18 protein-coding genes and 1 other annotated feature are annotated in these 18,042 nt (G+C 37.9%); of the genes, 16 read left to right on the plus strand and 2 right to left on the minus strand.

Features of this window, described 5'->3' with window-relative positions; translation table 11 throughout:
- Positions 1–188 precede the first annotated feature (188 nt).
- Positions 189–1,190 (plus strand): phosphotransferase enzyme family protein, encoded by a 1,002-nt coding sequence (locus tag HBB17_RS13705; RefSeq protein ID WP_167958057.1) that lies wholly within the window; start codon positions 189–191, stop codon positions 1,188–1,190.
- Here HBB17_RS13705 and HBB17_RS13710 read toward each other — a convergent pair.
- A complete protein-coding gene (locus HBB17_RS13710) occupies positions 1,149–2,081 on the minus strand; it encodes a Gfo/Idh/MocA family protein (protein ID WP_167958058.1) in 933 nt (310 codons plus the stop codon). The genes HBB17_RS13705 and HBB17_RS13710 overlap by 42 nt on opposite strands.
- A gap of 293 nt (positions 2,082–2,374) precedes the next feature.
- On the opposite strand from HBB17_RS13710, the gene HBB17_RS13715 reads away from it, so the two are divergent.
- The 7 genes from HBB17_RS13715 to HBB17_RS13745 all read left to right on the plus strand — a co-directional run bounded on the left by HBB17_RS13715 (position 2,375) and on the right by HBB17_RS13745 (position 7,873).
- Positions 2,375–3,076 carry a response regulator transcription factor gene (locus HBB17_RS13715; protein ID WP_167958143.1) on the plus strand — a complete coding sequence of 234 codons (702 nt, stop codon included), beginning with the start codon at positions 2,375–2,377 and terminating at the stop codon, positions 3,074–3,076.
- Positions 3,077–3,078: 2 nt separating this feature from the next.
- Entirely contained in the window at positions 3,079–4,005 is a 927-nt protein-coding gene (locus HBB17_RS13720) for a sensor histidine kinase (RefSeq protein ID WP_167958059.1), read from the plus strand.
- Positions 4,006–4,165: 160 nt separating this feature from the next.
- Entirely contained in the window at positions 4,166–5,089 is a 924-nt protein-coding gene (locus HBB17_RS13725) for an ABC transporter ATP-binding protein (RefSeq protein ID WP_167958060.1), read from the plus strand.
- A complete protein-coding gene (locus HBB17_RS13730; RefSeq protein ID WP_330588230.1) occupies positions 5,073–5,819 on the plus strand; it encodes an ABC transporter permease in 747 nt (248 codons plus the stop codon). Before HBB17_RS13725 ends, HBB17_RS13730 begins: the two co-directional genes overlap by 17 nt.
- A 10-nt stretch (positions 5,820–5,829) precedes the next feature.
- A complete protein-coding gene (locus HBB17_RS13735) occupies positions 5,830–6,615 on the plus strand; it encodes an ABC transporter permease (protein ID WP_167958062.1) in 786 nt (261 codons plus the stop codon).
- 17 nt (positions 6,616–6,632) lie between these two features.
- Positions 6,633–6,821, plus strand: coding sequence for a PspC domain-containing protein (locus HBB17_RS13740; RefSeq protein ID WP_167958063.1), 189 nt, complete (start codon positions 6,633–6,635; stop codon positions 6,819–6,821).
- A gap of 74 nt (positions 6,822–6,895) precedes the next feature.
- Positions 6,896–7,873: a helix-turn-helix transcriptional regulator gene (locus HBB17_RS13745; RefSeq protein WP_167958064.1), complete on the plus strand. Its 978-nt coding sequence runs from the start codon at positions 6,896–6,898 to the stop codon at positions 7,871–7,873.
- On the opposite strand, the gene HBB17_RS13750 is transcribed toward HBB17_RS13745, so the two are convergent.
- Positions 7,870–8,661, minus strand: a complete 792-nt coding sequence (locus HBB17_RS13750) for an AraC family transcriptional regulator (RefSeq protein ID WP_167958065.1) — start codon at positions 8,659–8,661, stop codon at positions 7,870–7,872. The two genes, HBB17_RS13745 and HBB17_RS13750, sit on opposite strands and share 4 nt — an antisense overlap.
- A 130-nt stretch (positions 8,662–8,791) precedes the next feature.
- Here HBB17_RS13750 and HBB17_RS13755 point away from each other — a divergent pair, with 130 nt between their 5' ends.
- The 8 genes from HBB17_RS13755 (at position 8,792) to HBB17_RS13790 (ending at position 17,766) form a co-directional block, all read left to right on the plus strand.
- Positions 8,792–9,910, plus strand: a complete 1,119-nt coding sequence (locus HBB17_RS13755; RefSeq protein ID WP_167958066.1) for a glycoside hydrolase family 88 protein — start codon at positions 8,792–8,794, stop codon at positions 9,908–9,910.
- A 154-nt stretch (positions 9,911–10,064) separates the two neighbouring features.
- Entirely contained in the window at positions 10,065–12,152 is a 2,088-nt protein-coding gene (locus HBB17_RS13760) for a DUF2264 domain-containing protein (RefSeq protein WP_167958067.1), read from the plus strand.
- 171 nt (positions 12,153–12,323) lie between these two features.
- On the plus strand, positions 12,324–12,653 hold the full coding sequence (locus HBB17_RS13765; protein ID WP_167958068.1) for a winged helix-turn-helix transcriptional regulator: 330 nt from the start codon (positions 12,324–12,326) through the stop codon (positions 12,651–12,653).
- A 73-nt stretch (positions 12,654–12,726) separates the two neighbouring features.
- Positions 12,727–13,152, plus strand: coding sequence for a pyridoxamine 5'-phosphate oxidase family protein (locus HBB17_RS13770; RefSeq protein WP_167958069.1), 426 nt, complete (start codon positions 12,727–12,729; stop codon positions 13,150–13,152).
- Between the two features lie 76 nt (positions 13,153–13,228).
- Positions 13,229–13,699, plus strand: a complete 471-nt coding sequence (locus HBB17_RS13775) for a hypothetical protein (protein ID WP_167958070.1) — start codon at positions 13,229–13,231, stop codon at positions 13,697–13,699.
- Between the two features lie 207 nt (positions 13,700–13,906).
- On the plus strand, positions 13,907–14,515 hold the full coding sequence (locus HBB17_RS13780) for a radical SAM protein (RefSeq protein ID WP_167958071.1): 609 nt from the start codon (positions 13,907–13,909) through the stop codon (positions 14,513–14,515).
- 141 nt (positions 14,516–14,656) lie between these two features.
- Positions 14,657–14,914, plus strand: a binding site (T-box leader).
- Positions 14,915–14,944: 30 nt separating this feature from the next.
- On the plus strand, positions 14,945–16,918 hold the full coding sequence (locus HBB17_RS13785; protein ID WP_167958072.1) for a methionine--tRNA ligase: 1,974 nt from the start codon (positions 14,945–14,947) through the stop codon (positions 16,916–16,918).
- Positions 16,919–17,115: 197 nt separating this feature from the next.
- Positions 17,116–17,766, plus strand: a complete 651-nt coding sequence (locus tag HBB17_RS13790) for a helix-turn-helix domain-containing protein (RefSeq protein WP_167958073.1) — start codon at positions 17,116–17,118, stop codon at positions 17,764–17,766.
- Positions 17,767–18,042 lie beyond the last annotated feature (276 nt).

Genomic DNA, 18,042 nt, shown 5'->3' on the forward strand with positions numbered 1-18,042 from the left:
ATGACATGCAGAGGTACCTTTTTTATATACTAGGAAAGTCCTCCGACTTTCCTAGTAAATAAACCCTCCGGGGAATACGTACTCGCATGTTGCGATTTCCTATATAGGAATATCTTTGCTAAGAATAGCATTCTAGGAGATTGGAAAATGTCACAAAGAGGTGTGACATTACAGACATTTGAAAGGATATGGTGGTTCTTATTTTAAAACTAAAGAATTTGATTGAAAATGATAACGTAGCACAACAGTTAATCGAGCATTATGCATTTGAAAAAGTGGAGTTTGGTTTCCTACGATCTTCCTCGAATGTGATCTATTGGGTAAAAGCAGATGGCAAAGTGTATTTCCTTCGCTATACCACGGAAGATGAGAGAAACATCGAGAGCATACAGGGGGAAATTGCTTACATTCTGTATCTAAGGGAACAAGGAATACAAGCGAATCAGCCAGTAATGACGAAAGAAGGAAACTATGTGATACAAGAGAACGGCTTCCTCGGCGTATTGTTTGCTTGTGTAGATGGAGAACCTTTGGAAGAACTGGATATTACCCCTAAGGTTGCAAGGGAATGGGGAAGCCAGTTAGGAAAATTACATAAACTGTCTAGTACGAAACGATTAGAGAAAAAGGGAGTTGCTTGTCAACGAGCGGATTTCAAGGAAGCATTTGCTTGGATTCATACGATTCTTACCAATGCGAAAGAGCAGGAGCTTCAAGAGATAGCCACACAGTTGGAGCAGTCTTTTCAAACAATCGAAAAGACAGAGAGTAATTATGGTTTATGCCATTATGATCTTGAGTTAGACAATGTTTTTTGGGATGAGGAAAAGGAAGAGATGAGTATCATTGATTTTGATGACTCCATGTATCATTTTTATGCCATCGATCTTGTTCAGATTTTTATGAACATTGAAGAAGACATACCAGAGGATAGACAGTCCCTGGTAAAAGAAGAAGTTATGAAGGGCTATATGGAAGATATGCCTGCACCAACTGAACAAGAATTGAATCTGGCAAAACAGTTTGTTATTCTATTGGGATATTGTAAGTTAGCCTATTGCTTGGCATATCCACCAGAGCTCAGTCCTGATTGGATGAAACCGTTGGTGGATAAATTACAGAATGCCAAGAAGATGAAATATCAGATTTTAACGGGCAAGGCTCTCGCGGATGCGGGTAGCCATTTCTAAGGATTGGATAGCTTCTTTGATATCAATGATTGGAGTCTCCTGTGCGTGAATTGCATGTAATACATATTGAAGGCTCTTTTCATAACAATTGATTGCAGGTAGGGGCAGATTTTCCTGCTTCTTATCTGTAAACAATTGAAAACGGGTATCTACCTGTGTTTCATAACCATCTTCATGATAACGAACAACAGCATTTTCAAAAATGGCTTCAAAGGACACAACAAATGGAAAACCATACTGCATCATGGAGGAGGCATTAATCTCAGCATAAGCATGTTCATACGTGCAAAGAGCGGATACGGCACATTGTCCTTCCTTTCCAGGTACAAGAGTAGTTTGTATATTCGTTGTTGGTCCTAACAAAGAAGTAACATAGTCAATGTCATGTGACATCAGATCCATTACAATCTTGTCTGGCCCTAAATCACCCCATATAGGTGCGGTATTTCGTTGAATCTGTATCTTACGAAGAGCACCATAACGATGATCTTTGACATAGGAAGCCAGGAGTTCATATGCATATTCAAAGCGAATGAAAAGATCAACCATCAGATGCTTGCCATAAGTCTGTTTTGCTTCTAACATCGCATAAGCATCATCAAGTGTATAGGCGACTGGGGTTTCGCAAAAGACGTGTTTTCCTTGTTTCAGTGCTCGAATGGAATATTCTTTATGTAGTGCGGTTGGTAGGCAAAGATCAATAAGAGTAATTCCATCATTTTGTAAAATCTCTTCTGGATCTGTAACGGTATGAACACCAAATTTCTCCTGTAATTTCTGTAGTTTTTCTGGCTTTCTGCCAAACACATAAATCTCGTCAACCTCTGTCATATGAGAGTAGAGTTCTGCATGATATGCACCAAATCCCGTTCCTAGTATTCCTATGTTCATAATGTTTACACTCCTTTTTTGTAATAGAAAGTGTTGGTTCAACATGTTATTTTGCTAACAATGATTCGTTCATTGAGCCTGTACACGTTTGTTTCGGTATTAAGAACCAAGCACTTATAAGAGGAGTATACATACTAATCACTGACAATAGTATGTCAGTGATACAATTTTTTTGTATCTGTTTTGATTCTTGTATTTATTATGATACCCGTATATAATGAGTAGCATTAAAAGGAATGTTTACATAAAAAATCATTCAGATATACATGAGGGTAATAAGTAGGAGGATAATGATGAATAAAGTTTTGATTATAGATGATGACAAAGAATTATGTGCACTTATGAAAAAATGTATAGAACATGAAGGAATGATAGCTTTGCTTGCTAATGGTGGTATAGAGGGATTGCAGTTGGTAGATAGAAATAAGGAAAAACTTACTCTTGTTATTTTAGATGTAATGATGCCCGATCTGAGTGGATTTCATGTATTGAAAAAAATCAGGGAAGGAAGTAATATTCCTGTACTTATGCTTACTGCAAAAAGTGACGAGGAGGATAAGGTTTCTGGGTTGCAATTAGGTGCAGATGATTATTTGACAAAACCATTTAGTATTAATGAATTAATGGCTCGTGTCAATTCACTTATTCGTCGCTATACTACACTGAATCCTATGGCTGAGACGGATAACGAGAGTGTTGTATTACAAGATATGCTAATTGATAAAGCCAATCGTACAGTGACTGTACATGATAGATTGATAGAGCTGACTGGTAAGGAATTTGATCTACTTTTGTTTTTGGCAAGAAACAAAGGGCGTGTATATACAAAAAAGCAGATCTATACACAAGTATGGGATGATGAATATGCATTTGATGATAGCAATATTATGTCCTTTATTAGTAAGTTGCGTAAGAAAATTGAACCAGATCCTGAACATCCAGTTTATATACAGACGGTGCGAGGTGTAGGCTATCGTTTTAATAAGGAGGTATGAAAATGGAAGTGAATCCCTTTCTTTTATTACTGCTCCTTCTTTCGATCCTCATTATTCTTTGGCTTGTGTTAAAACTTCATCGTGTTCATGAACAGCTTGTAGTGATAAAAGCTGCACTAGAAGATATTAATACTGGAAACCTTAACCGCCGTGTTCTTGCAAGAAAAGGCGATATGACGAAACAAATCTGCTATGATATCAATGAGATTGCGATGAATAGTCAGGCTAGACTTATTCAGCATAGGCAAGCAGAGCAGGCATACAAACGTCTCATGACAAGTCTTTCACATGATGTTAAGACTCCGCTTGCTTCTCTTGTTGGTTATCTAGATGCAATAGAACATGGTTTGGTAGATGGGAAGGAAAGAGATGAATATATCCATGTTGCTTCTGAGAAAGCGTATCGACTGAAAGACTTTGTCACAGCCCTGTTTGAATGGGTAAAACTAGATGCAGGAGAACAGATTTTTCATTATGAATTAATTGATCTTAACGAATTATCCAGAAACATTATGGCAGATTGGATTCCAATCTTAGAAAATGCTGGTTTGAATTATGATATTGAAATACCTGAAATGGAATGCATCATACGAGTTGATCCCAATGCATATACACGTATTCTGAATAATCTGTTGCAGAATGTCATAATTCACAGCAATGCCACCCATGTAAAGTTGTGTATTACTGTGGAGGAGCAACAGGTAGGTATATCAATAACAGACGATGGCAACGGAATATCCACAGAGGAGCTTCCTCATATCTTTGAACGAATGTATCAGTGTGATCATTCTCGATCTGCGAAAGGGAATGGTCTTGGTCTTTCCATTGTCAAAGAGCTTGTTAGCGCCCATAAGGGAACCGTTTCCGTAGAAAGCGCCCTTGGTTTTAAAACTACATTTACAATTTTATTGCCAAAAGCCCTGCCATAGCGCAGGGTTTTTGTGTTCTACTTGAAAAACAAGATAAAAGCAAGGTCTTGACAAGGTTTTGGCAAGGTTCAAGTATTATACTTCTAATTGTAATCGATGTTGTTGGTATATTCGCAAGCGTATTACAAAAGAAAATCGATAGAAGGTGAGGAAACGTTATATGAGTAATTTTCTGATAGAGACCAAACAATTGACTAAAATCTATGGTGACCAAACAACGGTTAATGCAGTTAGTATCCATGTTGGAAAAGGCCGTATATATGGACTTCTTGGACGCAATGGAGCTGGAAAAACAACAATCATGAAGATGATCTTAGGACTGACGCCAATTACCTCTGGCGAAGTGAAGGTATTTGGACAGAATATGAAAGGAGGAGAAAAACGAATATATCCCCGTATTGGAGCAATCATTGAAACACCAGGTTTTTATCCCAATCTGACAGGGACAGAGAACTTGGAGATTTTCGCGAAGCTGCGTGGTACGGCCGCTCCCAATGCAGTTAAGAATTCATTAGAAGTTGTTGGTCTTCCCTATAAAGATAAAAAGTTATTCAGTAAATATTCACTTGGTATGAAACAGCGACTTGGTATTGCAAACGCAATTCTTCATGATCCTGAGCTGTTAATATTAGATGAACCAACCAATGGACTTGACCCTATTGGCATAGCAGAAATGAGAAAATTTATTAAAAAATTAAGCGTTGAATATGGAAAGACCATTCTTATATCCAGTCATATTCTTTCAGAAATTGCCTTATTGGCGGATGATATTGGTATCATTGACCAAGGGATTTTGTTGGAAGAGAGTAGTATGGAGGAGTTAAGACAGAAAAATGGAAGATATATTCAAGTGCAAGTTTCGGATTTACCTAAAGCTACACTCATACTGGAGCGGCAATTTGGAGTAAAAGAGTATTCGGTACAGGACGATCATACGCTACGACTTTATAATACCACATTGGATATGGCAGCAATCAATAAAGCTCTTGTGATGCAAGATGTGGCAGTGATTAGTTCGGCTTTTTGTAATGATACCTTAGAGGATTATTTCAAAAAGATAACAGGAGGTGAGGGGATTGCTTAACCTAATTCAGACAGAATTCTTAAAATTACGTCGTAGGAAATTTGTTTGGTTCATGCTGTCAACTTCTCTTATTATGCCATTTCTGGCGCTTTTATACTTTAATTATTTTGGAAAAAAAGATATTGAACCAATGCAATTTTATAAAATGTCTGCGTATGGATTTACTCTTTTTATTATTCTACCGATCGTATTGGGGATGCTTTGTACAATGCTTATGCGTGAAGAAAATCAATATGATATGTTGAAGCAACTTTGGATTGTGCCTGTTAGCAAAATGGGATATTTATTAAGTAAATTTTTTGTTGTATTCGTTTACTCCATTTGTTTTATGTTGATTACAGCTGTAGCTTCGGTGATATTCAGTGTAATTCCCGGATATGTTGCATTGGAATGGGGAAGCATTCTCAATTTGTTGGAAAAATGTATTATAATAGGTGTTCTCTCTGCTTTTGTAATGTTACCCATATTAGCAATCGCCGCATCACAAAAAGGATACATTCTTCCTGCTTGTGTTACATTGGTATATGCTTTTTCTGGATTCATCTTAATGTCAATAAATGCATATTTACATCCAATATCAAGTATGGCACTTATTGTTATTTGCAATAATGACATTCCAGGGGTTGTATTGAAACAGGAGATGAATATACCATTCGCATTTCTTTGTATTGGAATTTGGGATATTGTAGCTTTATTACTTTCGAATATTGCATTGAAAAGAAGAAAGTGAGGTGTGGAGCATGCGTATATTACTTTGGGCGGAATGCCAAAAGATTCGCCGTTCAAAGATTGTTTGGATCACGATTTTTGCAACCCTTATGTTAGCTTCCATTGTTTTTATAGGCGGGTTAGACCAGTATAAAGGACCTGAGGTGCATTATGGGTTAAAGACAGTTTGTGATGGAGCGCGGTATATAGACAATGCGGGGTGGTATATGGATGAAGCCCAACCATGGGCAACATTCTTTGTCCTTCCATCGGTTATTGCACTTTTGGGGAGCTATATGATCTGCCGTGAAGAAGAGGAAGACACACTTAAATCCTTACGTCTCATTCCTATCAATGAGGGAAAGCTAACCTTAGCAAAAATGATTATTACGTTCGTGTTCAGTATCTTACTGTACTTATTGCTTTTTAGTATAACATTTTTAACAGAAGTAATTTTACATAGTACGAATTTATCGGCAGAATTGGTTATAAGCGCATTGAAGGAATATTTACTAGACGGTGTAGGTGTATTCCTTGCAATCTCACCCATTATTGCATTCACATCCCGACTAAAAAAATATTGGCTTGCATTAGTAGTGACGGAGATCTATTGTGTTGCCGGAATGTTTGCGGCTATGTCAAATGTCTTAAAAAAACTATATCCCATTACAGCCGTATTCAATCTATCTGGCTATCATATAACAACGATTAGAAACAGAATGGGAAGTATCCTAATCCTGTTATTGTGCAGTTGTCTAGCTGCCCTAATATTAAACGGACTTAATCATAACAAAAAGAAGAAAAATAGAGTACGATAATTAGAGAGGTGTTACGAGTGAAAAAAAGATTATATCGAATCAATCAAGGGAAAAAACTTACTGGGGTTTGTGGAGGTATTGCTAAATACTGTGGAATTGATCCTAAGATTATACGCTTAATCTGGGTAATATGTTTTTTCACATATGGAAGTGGACTTGTAGCTTATATACTATGCTCCATCATTATACCGAAAGAAAGAGAATAAAATAGCAGTGACTTAACCGTTTCATTCGTGTACACTAGTATTAGAAAGCTAGGCATGAAAGAAGGTTGATATGTATGAGAATGCATCGTCTGATTAATATATTATTGACATTAGAAGATAAGAAGAAGATTACGGCAAAAGAGATGGCAGAGCGCTTGGAAGTTTCCATTCGGACAGTCTATCGGGATATTGATACCTTATGCGAAGCAGGAATTCCGATCTGTACGGAGGCAGGACCAGGAGGCGGAATATCTTTTATGGAAGGATACCATACGCAGGTGAAACATCTTGATCAGGAAGATTTAATATACTTGTATCTGAATAATCTGGGTATAAAGGTCGAACGAAGTAGTTATTTGGCAAGAAAATCTGACACCACATTACGGAAATTAGAGAGGGATTTGCCTGAATCAGAAATGAAGAATCTACATAGTTTGCAGGAACGATTCATTGTAGACAATGAGCCTTGGTGGGGGGAAAAACATCGTTTGCCTCAGATGGATCAGATTGTTCAAGCAATTTGGCAGCTCCACAAATTGCGTGTGGTTTATGAGAAGGTGGACCAAACAAGAACGGATCGGATCATTCGCCCATATGGAATTGTGGTGAAAGATAATGTCTGGTATTTGGTTGGATATTGTGAACGTTCCAATGCAATTCGAATCTTTCGTTGTGAGAGGATTACTAGTTGTACTCTTTTGAATGAAAGTTTTCTATATCCAGAAGACTTTCATTTGAAAACGTATTTTGCAGTGTCCTTAAAAGAATTCAAGGGAAATTGCAACTTGCAGGAACAATATGCTGTAAGCTTAGTTGCTACAGAGAACATCTTCCCACAGCTGAAAGATCTGGAGTATACGGTAAAGAAAGCAATAAAAAGTGCTTCTTATGAGATTTGTGTGAATCTGTTTGGCTTTGAAAATGCCCTTCGCGATTACTGGAACATACTGATTCAAGCCGAAATCCTAGAGCCAGTGGAATTACGAAATGCAGTACAGCAAATGTTAGTAGAAGCAGAAAGAAGATATAACAACCATGACATAAATGGTTAGTACAGAGTAATTTGTGATTTTCGATATTTGGCAGGAGTATATCCTGTCATTTTTTTAAATTGTCGGTAGAAATGTACTTCGTTTGTATATCCACAGAGTTCTGCAATCTGCTCCTGTGTTAAATCCGTGGTAGTAAGAATGTATTTGGCATGTTCAATTCGTAATTGAATCAAATCTTGCTGAAAGGATATACCAAAAAAATCACGGTAGATATGTTGAAAGTAGGAAGAACTGATGCCTAAACGCTTCGCATACTTTTCAATGGTGGGCAGCTCGGAAAAATCATTTTGCATATCTAATCGAAGTGCCTGTAGCTGCTCATGAAAAAGATTGCCTAACTTCTTGTGTTCTCTTGAACGATAGGATGAAATTAGATGATTGAAGAGAACATGCGTCAATGCATGGATATTCTCCTTGCCTAATTCGGAAGTTTCATAGGATTTTTCCCATAAGATCTGTTTGATCAAAAGAGTAAAGATATCCATATTCGTAATGGGAAAGGGACGATTCATAGGAAGGGTCGGATATTGGTACAAGAGGGAATCTTCTGCTTGAAAATGAAGCCAGTCATCCATATAGATTCCATCAGGATTATTGTAGGAATATGGTGTGTGAGGGGTCAGAATGATGGCATGACCTGGAGTAACGCAGTAGTGCTGGTTATTAATGCAGAATGCACCAGCTGTACGTACGATTAATATCACATAGTTTGGTAATCCTTCTGGGCGAACCATACGGAAGGAACTCGGATGTTTTGTGGCGCAACCACCATTTAATACAGTAATCATATACACCTCGATTTAGCAGGATATGTTAGTTTTTTTACATTATAGGATATTAAAAAAATCTTGTCAATGTTGTAACATGATAAAAAGAGCAAAATGTCATACGTACGGTTTTTAGAAGGGAGGAGAAAGAATGCAGGAAAAGGATTGGGCAAGACAGGTTTCTAATCAGATCAAAGAGAAGATGGAAAAGGTGGCGAACCGAACACAGCATAAGATACCATATACCACACAAAATGGAGTATATGATGACTGGTCAGACCGGATCTGTTGGTGGACGAATGGATTCTTTGGTGGTATGATGTGGCAACTTTATCATGCGACCAAACTTCCTTTATACAAGCAGATTGCATTGGAAAATGAAGTAAAATTGGATCAGAATTTAATGGATTCTCAGGGAATGGATCATGACAGCGGGTTCAAATGGCTTCCTACAGCAGTTGCAAATTATCGCTTATCAGGAAAGAAGGAAGCCAGAAATCGAGGAATCTTGGCAGCAGACAATCTTGCAGGTCGCTATAATCTGGTCGGAAGATTCATACGGGCATGGAATGATGATGGAGATGGGAGCAAGGCTGGCTGGGCAATCATTGACTGTATGATGAACCTTCCTTTACTATACTGGGCATATGAAGAGACCAACGATCCACGCTATCTTCATGTGGCAGTAAATCATGCAAGAACAGTGGAACAGCATTTCTTCCGAGAAGATGGTTCGGTCAATCACATTGTAGAGTTTGATCCGAAAACCGGTGATTTTGTCCGCGCCTATGGAGGACAGGGGTATAAGGAAGGTTCTTCATGGACACGGGGGCAGGCTTGGTGCATCTATGGATTTACCTTAAGTTATCTGCATACGAAGAATACGGAATTTTTAGAGTATGCTAGAAAAACAGCGGATTATTTCATTGCACATATCCCTGCTAGTGGTTTGATTCCTGTGGACTTTGTGCAACCGGTGGATTGTACATGGGAGGATTCTACAGCAGCAGTTATTGCGGCGTGTGGAATGCTTGAGATTGCAAAAGCACTAGAACCAGAGGAAGGAGTGTCGTACAGAGAGGCAGCTCTTCGATTGTTACATGCCATTGTAGAAAATAGATGCAATTGGTCAGACGACTGTGATAACATAGTAGAAAGATGTACAGCCGCCTATCATGACAAGGAGCATGAATTCTCCATCATATATGGTGACTACTTCTTTATTGAGGCAATATGGAAGCTAACGGGAGAAGAACTTTTTATCTGGTAAATATTTTGTAAGACATTACCGAGGTAAGTTCCTATTAGAAAGTATAATAAAATTCAAAAAAGAAGATTCTATAAAACAATTGAAAAAGTAAATGCAGAAAGATAATTCAGAATAATAAAGAAAACAGATTCGTGGAACTATAGGAGGAAGAAGAATGAGTTTTAAACCAAAAACATTGGATTTTGGAAAAAGTCCATATACAGGATTAACTAGAGAAAGCTGGATTGAAGCAGCAGAATATTTGGTAGAAGGAATCTTTCAGAATATCAAGGACTTTAATGATCCAGTGATTATGCCAAGACAAGATACCAAGATTACATATCCACATTTGAATCAACCAAAAGAGATACAGGCAGTGGAGTATCAAGCGGAGATCTTTGAAGGACTAGCTCGTTCTTTATTTGTAGCAGCACCATTAATTCATGATGATCCAAAACGAAAAATATGTGGGTATGATCTAAGAGAATATTATAAAAATCAAATTCTTCGTTGTTGTACAAAAGGTGATGCCAACTATGTTGGAGACTATGAATCGTTACAGGAAGGCACAGGACATAAGGATCCATTTCGTGCATTTCAACAAACAGTAGAGACTTGTGCACTTGTCATCTGTCTTTGGGAATCGAAGGAAGAAATTTGGGATACCTATACGAAAGAGGAGAAAGACCGCATTGCTATCTTTTTATCTGACTTTGCACATGCCAATACCGTTCCACAAAATTGGCGTTTGTTCAATATGTTAGATCTTGCATTCTTGCATATGGAGGGATATGAGGTTGATAAAGAAATCATGTTGGATCATGCACAGGCAATCCTTCAATACTATGCAGGGGACGGCTGGTACCGTGATGGTCATTCCTTTGATTACTACTCTGCATGGGCATTCAATGTATATGCACCACTTTGGAACATCTGGTATGGATATGAGAATGAACCATTTATTGCGAAGCAATTTGAAGAAAACTCCAATAAATTAATGGAAACATACGCTGATTACTTTGATAGAGACGGCTTTACGAACATGTGGGGTAGAAGTAATATATATCGAAATGCTGCGACTAGTGCATTTGGTGCCAATCTATATCTGAACAATTCCAAGGTAGATCCTGGTGTTGCTAGACGTGTATGCTCTGGTTCTTTATTGCAGTTTATGACAAGAGATGATTTCTTGTATGAAGGAATTCCAACCTTAGGATTTTATGGTCAATTCTCACCACTGGTTCAGGGATATTCTTGTGCAGAATCTCCTTTCTGGCTTGGAAAAGCGTTTCTATGTCTTCATTTACCAGCAGAGCATCCATTCTGGACAGCAACAGAGAAGAATGGAACGTGGGATACCTTAAAACCAAAGGAAGTAAAACAAACGGTATTAGATGGACCAGCATTATGTTTCTCTAATCATGAAGCCAACGGAGAAACCATTCTTCGTACAGGTAAGATCGTTAAGACAAAAGAAGATAAGCATGGTATGTGGAACTATTCCAAACTGTCCTTCAATACCAAGTATCCTTGGGAAGCAGAACCAGTGTTTACGAAGGAGGATGGAAAGCTTGTAAGTGGTGAATTGGATTCCCAACAGTACGTATTAAAAGATACTACTAGTGGAGAGATTCAAAGAGCTAACGTGACATTCTGGAGCGGGGAAAAAGATGATGTACTGTATCGTAGACAATTCTTTAATTACAATTTGGAAACAGAATGTCATTGGATGCAGGCATTGAATTTGGCTGACTTTACCGTACCTTATGGTATTATGCGTGTGGATAAGATTCGTCTGTTCAAACGTCCGATATCCCTATCACTTGGTGCATATGGTTTCCCTGATAATGGTACGAAAATCAACGTTGTAGAGCAAGGCAATGCAAAGGCAATTATACTAAAAGGAACGGATCACACAGGAAAAGAACGTCAGTTAGCAATGACCATCTATGATGGCTGGAGTGAACTTAATTATGTGAGAAGTACAGGAACGAATCCGGATTCACAGAATTCAATCATTGTATATGCTTATACAGAACGCACGAAACAATATGGTGGGAATGAACCTTATATTCTAATTTCACAAGTTATTACAAAAGAAAGCCATGAAGATTTCACTGATGACGAAATCTTCCCAATCAAAGAGGTTATATATGAAGATACCAACAAGGTTGGAGCATATGGAACGACCATCATTACGATGAAAGATGGCAGTAGCAAAAAGATCAATTATGAACAAATGGAAGCAAAGATGATGCTATAGGCAGAAACGTTGTTTTTATATCGCATAGAGGAATATCCCTAAGGGGGTAGGAAACTATGCGATATTTTTTTATGTAAGTTACATTTATTCAGTATGTTTGTTCCATATGGTATAATCGAATTAAAAAGGGCAGGAATACCATTTATCAAATAGAAGGGAGATTTAGTAATTATGAAAATGAGATCGGAGTATACATGTCCATTAGAAATGACACATGATATCATTCGTGGAAAATGGAAACCAATCATTATGTGGCAATTGAGTAAGGATAAACAATCTTTATCTGGATTAAAGCGGGAAATCAAGGGAATTAGTCAGAAGATGCTGCTTCAAAATTTGGGGGAGCTGATGGAATATGGGATTGTTGAAAAACATTCTTTTGAAGGATATCCCTTACACGTGGAGTATTATTTGACAGAGCGAGGAAAGGAACTATTTGAGGCGGTTACAATCATGCAGAATGTTGGAATAGCAATCATGAAGGAAGACCAAGGATCATAGTTACAAAAAAGTGGGTAATGGTCGAAATGATTAAGTAGGTGTACACTTGAACTAAGAAAGAGAGGTGGAAGTTATGCGTGACAAAGAAAAAACAGTAGGAAATCTGATCGACAAACAGAGTGTAGCGTATATCAGCTCAGTAGATGAAGAAGGGTTCCCTAATACAAAAGCCATGTTAGCGCCAAGAAAAAGAGAAGGATTACATACTTTTTATTTCACTACCAATACTTCGTCCATGAGAGTAGCTCAATACCAGGACAATAACAAAGCTTGTATCTATTTTTGTGACAAGCGTTTCTTTCGTGGAGTAATGCTTGTTGGTACAATGGAAGTCCTTCAAGATCAAGAAAGTAAAGAGTTGATCTGGCAGGAAGGAGATACGATGTATTATCCAAAAGGGGTAACGGACCCGGATTACTGTGTTTTACGTTTTACTGCGGTAAAAGGACGGTTTTATAGTAATTTTAAGTCGGAGAGTTTTGAAGTAGACATCAAGTAGTTTGTTGGAACCTCCTTCTACCCATAGTCGTCTAATTAGTAGTACAATAAATGATAGGGAATAAGGAGGTATTTCTATGAAACGAACAAGGGAGCAACAGGATCAAAAAAATAAAGCGCGTTGTAAGTCTATGAAAGAAGTCCGCTATAAAATGGCAGCAGAATTAGGAATAAAGATGGAACAGAGAGAATGTCCTTACGAGGGATTCTGTACGGGAACTTGTCCAGCATGCCAGAAAGAAGAAGAGATGCTTAATGAAGCAATTAAGAAACAGAGACGTGTGGCAAATCAATGGAAAAAGAAAACCGCTTTAGCAGGTATATTAGCGGCTTCCACTATCACCATGACGTCTTGTAATTGGTTTGAGAACAAGGATATTGGAGGAAAACCAAACGAAAATATTGAAGACATCAGTGGAAATATGGAGTGGTATGGTGATGAGGAAGAACCAACCCCAACGAATTCAGATATGGAAGATGACACGGACGAGTTAAATTCCGATAAGGAAAGTGAGGCAAATGAAACGACATCAAATGATGGTAACTAACTAGATAAATGATATAACAACAAATTTGGTGATGAAACTAGGCAAATGAACAATACTAAATTTGGTGATGAAACTACTAGATAAACGAGCGACACCAAATATTGGTAATGAAACTAGGCCAATGAAACAACAACATATATTGAGGAGGAAACGGAGACTGAGATAAGTCAAAGTGAGTGCATCTTCAAAGGGAAATTAGGTGAGGTTATGAAAATCTGTGGAATAAACCGTCATCGGAAGGATACGGATGGCGTTGGAATTACATCTTTGGTTGCGTTGCCAGGTTGTCCACTGTCCTGTAAGTATTGTATAAACAAAGAGTTATTGACACAAACGGATCGGATCATTACGATGCAAGAGGAAGAGTTGGTGGAGAAGTTATCCATCGATCATAGTTATTTTGTGTATACCAATGGAGGGATTACCTTTGGTGGTGGAGAACCACTTTTACAATGGGAGAGTTTAGCTCGATTTGCGAAACTTTGTCCAAAAGAGTGGAATTTGACAATTGAAACGTCACTTAATGTTCCTGAGGAATATCTGCGTCCTTTGCTACAGTTTCCATTTTCCTTTATTGTTGATACGAAATCCATGGATTCCAAAGTTTATGAAAGCTATACAGGAGAAACGAATCGAACAGTACATAAAAATCTACAATTGATCAAAGAACTGGTTTCGCCAGAATGCTATGCCATTAAAGTACCAATCATCCCAGAATATGCGGATGAGATATCGCAACAATATTCTATTGAGCAATTGGTGTTAATGGGGTTTGATCGAGAGACGATCGTTCCATTTACGTATTTGCAACTGTAGGGTGAAGTGAGTAGGTTTACAGAAGCGGATAAGATGTCACATATTCGATTGTTTGAAAGATGGGTATTAAAAAAAGTACAACATAAAAGAAAATCCCCTTGACAAAGAAAAAAGCAAGTGCTATACTTCAAAAAAATTGATGAAAAGGCTAGGAAGAGAAGAGTACTCTTATGGAATGTTCAAAGAGAGCTTGCATTTGGTGAAAGCAAGTAACAGAAGTAAGAAGAAACAAGGCTTGGAGCCGCATACGGATCATTGTTACTTGGTACAATGTGATGCTATGACGTTTGTCCCCGTTACCGGACTAGAGTATGAACCAATTTTGGGAGTACTTAATGAGACTTTCTCAGTGATGGGAAAGTGAAATAGGGTGGTACCGCGATGATAGTCGCCCCTTGGAATAACTATTATTTCAGGGGGTGTTTTTTTATGTTCTCAAAGAAGATTATGCCAGGAGAACGACCATGTTTTCCTAAGAAAGCTGTGATTACTGCAGGAATGCCATATGGCAATAAAAAACTACATTTTGGTCATGTAGGTGGAATGTTCGTGCATGCGGATATATTTGCACGTTTTTTACGAGACCGAATTGGAAAAGACAATGTGATTTTTGTGTCAGGTACCGATTGTTACGGTTCTCCAATCCTAGAGAGCTATCGGAAATTAAAAGAAGCTGGGTATGAAGGCACAATTGAAGAGTATGTGCAACAAAATCATGAAAGCCAGAAGGAAACATTGAAACAATATGAGATTAGTCCAAATCTATTCGGTGCATCAGCGCTTGGGCGAACTGGAGAGATTCATCAAGAGGTTTCTTCTACAGTCTTTAAGAAATTATACGATCATGGTTATATAAAGCAATATTCTACACCACAATTCTATGACGAAGAATTGGGCGTCTATCTCAATGGACGTCAGGTAGTAGGAAAATGTCCAATCGCTGGGTGTACATCGGAACATGCATATGCCGATGAATGCTCCCTTGGCCATCAATATATGCCAAATGAACTGATCAATCCGATATCCGTATTGTCTGGGAAAAAGCCAGCATTTCGTGATGTTACAAATTGGTATTTTGTCTTGGAAGACTGTATCGACGAATTGAAGGAACAGGTAGTATTCTTAAAGAAGAATACCAATACTCGTAAATACGAACTAAATATCATTGAGGAATTCTTAAAAAAACCGTTAGTCCATGTTCCGAAAAAATACATTGAAGATCTCCCTTCATTAGAATCAAAATTACCAGCTCATGAGACAACGGATGAGGAGAAGAAAAAGTCAGTAACCTTTGCATTCGATTCTCTAGAGCTACGAGATGAAGCAAAGAAAGTATTAGAAGAGATGGGAATCCATTATACGGCTGGCAAGACATTGGTACCATTCCGTTTATCTGGCAATGTAGAATGGGGCGTTAAGGTGCCTGATATGGAAGAGGTAACCGATCTTACTTTCTGGGTATGGCCAGAATCCTTGTGGGCACCAATTTCCTTTACCCAGGCTTATCTGGAATCCATAGGTCATGATCGGGCTGAGTGGAAAGACTGGTGGAATGGAGACGATTCCTTAGTATATCAGTTTATCGGAGAAGATAATATCTATTTCTATGCGATTGCAGAGATGGGGTTATTCGGTGGGCTACGCGATGAACAATGCGATATGAAATATCCACATATTATTGCAAACCGTCATATTCTATTTATGGATACCAAAGCAAGTAGCAGTTCAGAGATTAAGCCACCAATGGCAGATGAATTGTTGGAATTCTATACACCGGAACAACTTCGTATGCATTTTATGAGTCTGGGGCTTTCTTCTAAGAGTACGGGCTTCAAACCACAAGTATATATGAAAGAAGAGGAGAGAGTTGGAGTGGATATGGTCTTAAAAGATGGAAATCTGTTGACCAATGTATTCAATCGACTGATCCGTTCGTGCTTCTATACGACCCAATCGTATTATGATGGCATCATTCCTACTGGGGAAGTGAGCGAAAAGATTCAAGATTTGGTGAAGGAAAAAGTTCTGGAATATGAAAGACAGATGTATAATCATGAATTCCATCGAATCTCTTATGTGCTAGATGAGTATATTCGTGAAATTAATAAATATTGGGTAAATCAAATCCGTGTAGCAGATCAGGAGAACAACGATGAAATCCGAAAACAAGTTCTTGTTGATTGTTTCTATGCTTGTAAGGTTATGGCAATTCTAGTTCATCCAATTGCACCAACAGGATGTGAATTGTTCCGGGAATACCTGAATGTTGGGGAAGAGCTGTGGAATTGGGAGTATATCTTTGAACCACTTGCATACTATACCGGGGATTTATCAAAGCATACGATGAAATTCCTAGAACCACGTGTTGATTTCTTTGCGAAGTTGGAAAGTCAATTTAAATAAAATGACGGCTGTATGAAGTAAGAAAATCCAATCATAAAGTATGTAATTAAGCAACTCAAGTAACAGTTGAGACAATCTCAATTGCTACTTGCTAGTAACTTCTGTGATTTTTGCTATTCTATAGATGTAAAAACGATTGGTTTTCTAGAAACGTTCGGAATAATTACATTACTTGTAAAGGAAAGAGGTTGATTGGAATGTTTAACACGCAATATACCGCAATGAAACTAAAAGAGAAGAGAGTACAAAAGAATCTTACACAGATGCAAGTAGCAGATTATATGGGGGTAAGTTATCAGGCTGTATCCAATTGGGAACGTGGTAATTCTATGCCTGACATAGCAAAGTTAGATGAGTTATGTCAGTATCTAGATTGTACGCTGCAAGAATTATTAGGAAGTAGTAAAGAAACGGAACTGGTTGAACAATTCATGGAGCATAAGGAAACTTTGAATATGGAAAAGATAGCAATTCGTGATGTGATTGCTATCCTACCCCTTATAAAGCCAGAGACATTGACCACATATCTAGAGAATAGACCACAACAAGAAGAGATAACAATAGATGAATATAAGCAGTTGGCACCGTTTATCTCCCGAACACTTGCCAATCAGTTTTCGCAGCGTATTAAGCAAATTGATCGTATTAATCAGTTAATAGCAGTTGCACCGTTTATTGATCGGGAGTATTTGGACCGCTTGGTTGATCCGATCTTATCACAAGAGATAGAGAAAGACTGGGAGCAATTATATCCGTTCTTGACAAAAGAGAAAATAGCAAAGATAGCGGAGAAGGTTGTTGAGACAAAAGATTTACGGAAGATTTCAAGAGTTGTACCATTTTTATAGGAGTAAGCAGTGGTGTATAAAGTATTTGTAATATACATCGGAAAAAGCGTTGTGTAAGGAGAATATCATAACTCCTTCACAACGCTTTTTCTTTATGTGCCCTTGCAGCGCACCTTTCCAATGGATGAAAGTGTCGAATCCGCCCGGTAGTAGGAAGATTATAGAAAAAGGCAAGGGGCGCTGTGGAATTGTTCCATTTTATAATCAATATATTATCAGAATAAGTATGCAATTATAATGAAATTTGTCTCGTTATTGGAAAAAAATTGTTATTTT

The organism is Anaerosporobacter faecicola (assembly GCF_012070565.1).
GTDB lineage: Bacteria > Bacillota > Clostridia > Lachnospirales > Lachnospiraceae > Anaerosporobacter > Anaerosporobacter faecicola.

Excerpts from the sequence above, each read along its gene's own strand:
- HBB17_RS13755 (WP_167958066.1), top strand. The coding sequence starts at position 8,792 with ATGCAGGAAAAGGATTGGGCAAGACAGGTTTCTAATCAGATCAAAGAG.
- HBB17_RS13765 (WP_167958068.1), top strand. The coding sequence starts at position 12,324 with ATGAAAATGAGATCGGAGTATACATGTCCATTAGAAATGACACATGAT.
- HBB17_RS13710 (WP_167958058.1), bottom strand. The coding sequence starts at position 2,081 with ATGAACATAGGAATACTAGGAACGGGATTTGGTGCATATCATGCAGAA.
- HBB17_RS13785 (WP_167958072.1), top strand. The coding sequence starts at position 14,945 with ATGTTCTCAAAGAAGATTATGCCAGGAGAACGACCATGTTTTCCTAAG.
- HBB17_RS13725 (WP_167958060.1), top strand. The coding sequence starts at position 4,166 with ATGAGTAATTTTCTGATAGAGACCAAACAATTGACTAAAATCTATGGT.
- HBB17_RS13715 (WP_167958143.1), top strand. The coding sequence starts at position 2,375 with ATGAATAAAGTTTTGATTATAGATGATGACAAAGAATTATGTGCACTT.
- HBB17_RS13705 (WP_167958057.1), top strand. The coding sequence starts at position 189 with ATGGTGGTTCTTATTTTAAAACTAAAGAATTTGATTGAAAATGATAAC.
- HBB17_RS13775 (WP_167958070.1), top strand. The coding sequence starts at position 13,229 with ATGAAACGAACAAGGGAGCAACAGGATCAAAAAAATAAAGCGCGTTGT.
- HBB17_RS13790 (WP_167958073.1), top strand. The coding sequence starts at position 17,116 with ATGTTTAACACGCAATATACCGCAATGAAACTAAAAGAGAAGAGAGTA.
- HBB17_RS13750 (WP_167958065.1), bottom strand. The coding sequence starts at position 8,661 with ATGATTACTGTATTAAATGGTGGTTGCGCCACAAAACATCCGAGTTCC.
- HBB17_RS13760 (WP_167958067.1), top strand. The coding sequence starts at position 10,065 with ATGAGTTTTAAACCAAAAACATTGGATTTTGGAAAAAGTCCATATACA.
- HBB17_RS13720 (WP_167958059.1), top strand. The coding sequence starts at position 3,079 with ATGGAAGTGAATCCCTTTCTTTTATTACTGCTCCTTCTTTCGATCCTC.
- HBB17_RS13735 (WP_167958062.1), top strand. The coding sequence starts at position 5,830 with ATGCGTATATTACTTTGGGCGGAATGCCAAAAGATTCGCCGTTCAAAG.
- HBB17_RS13780 (WP_167958071.1), top strand. The coding sequence starts at position 13,907 with ATGAAAATCTGTGGAATAAACCGTCATCGGAAGGATACGGATGGCGTT.
- HBB17_RS13745 (WP_167958064.1), top strand. The coding sequence starts at position 6,896 with ATGAGAATGCATCGTCTGATTAATATATTATTGACATTAGAAGATAAG.
- HBB17_RS13770 (WP_167958069.1), top strand. The coding sequence starts at position 12,727 with ATGCGTGACAAAGAAAAAACAGTAGGAAATCTGATCGACAAACAGAGT.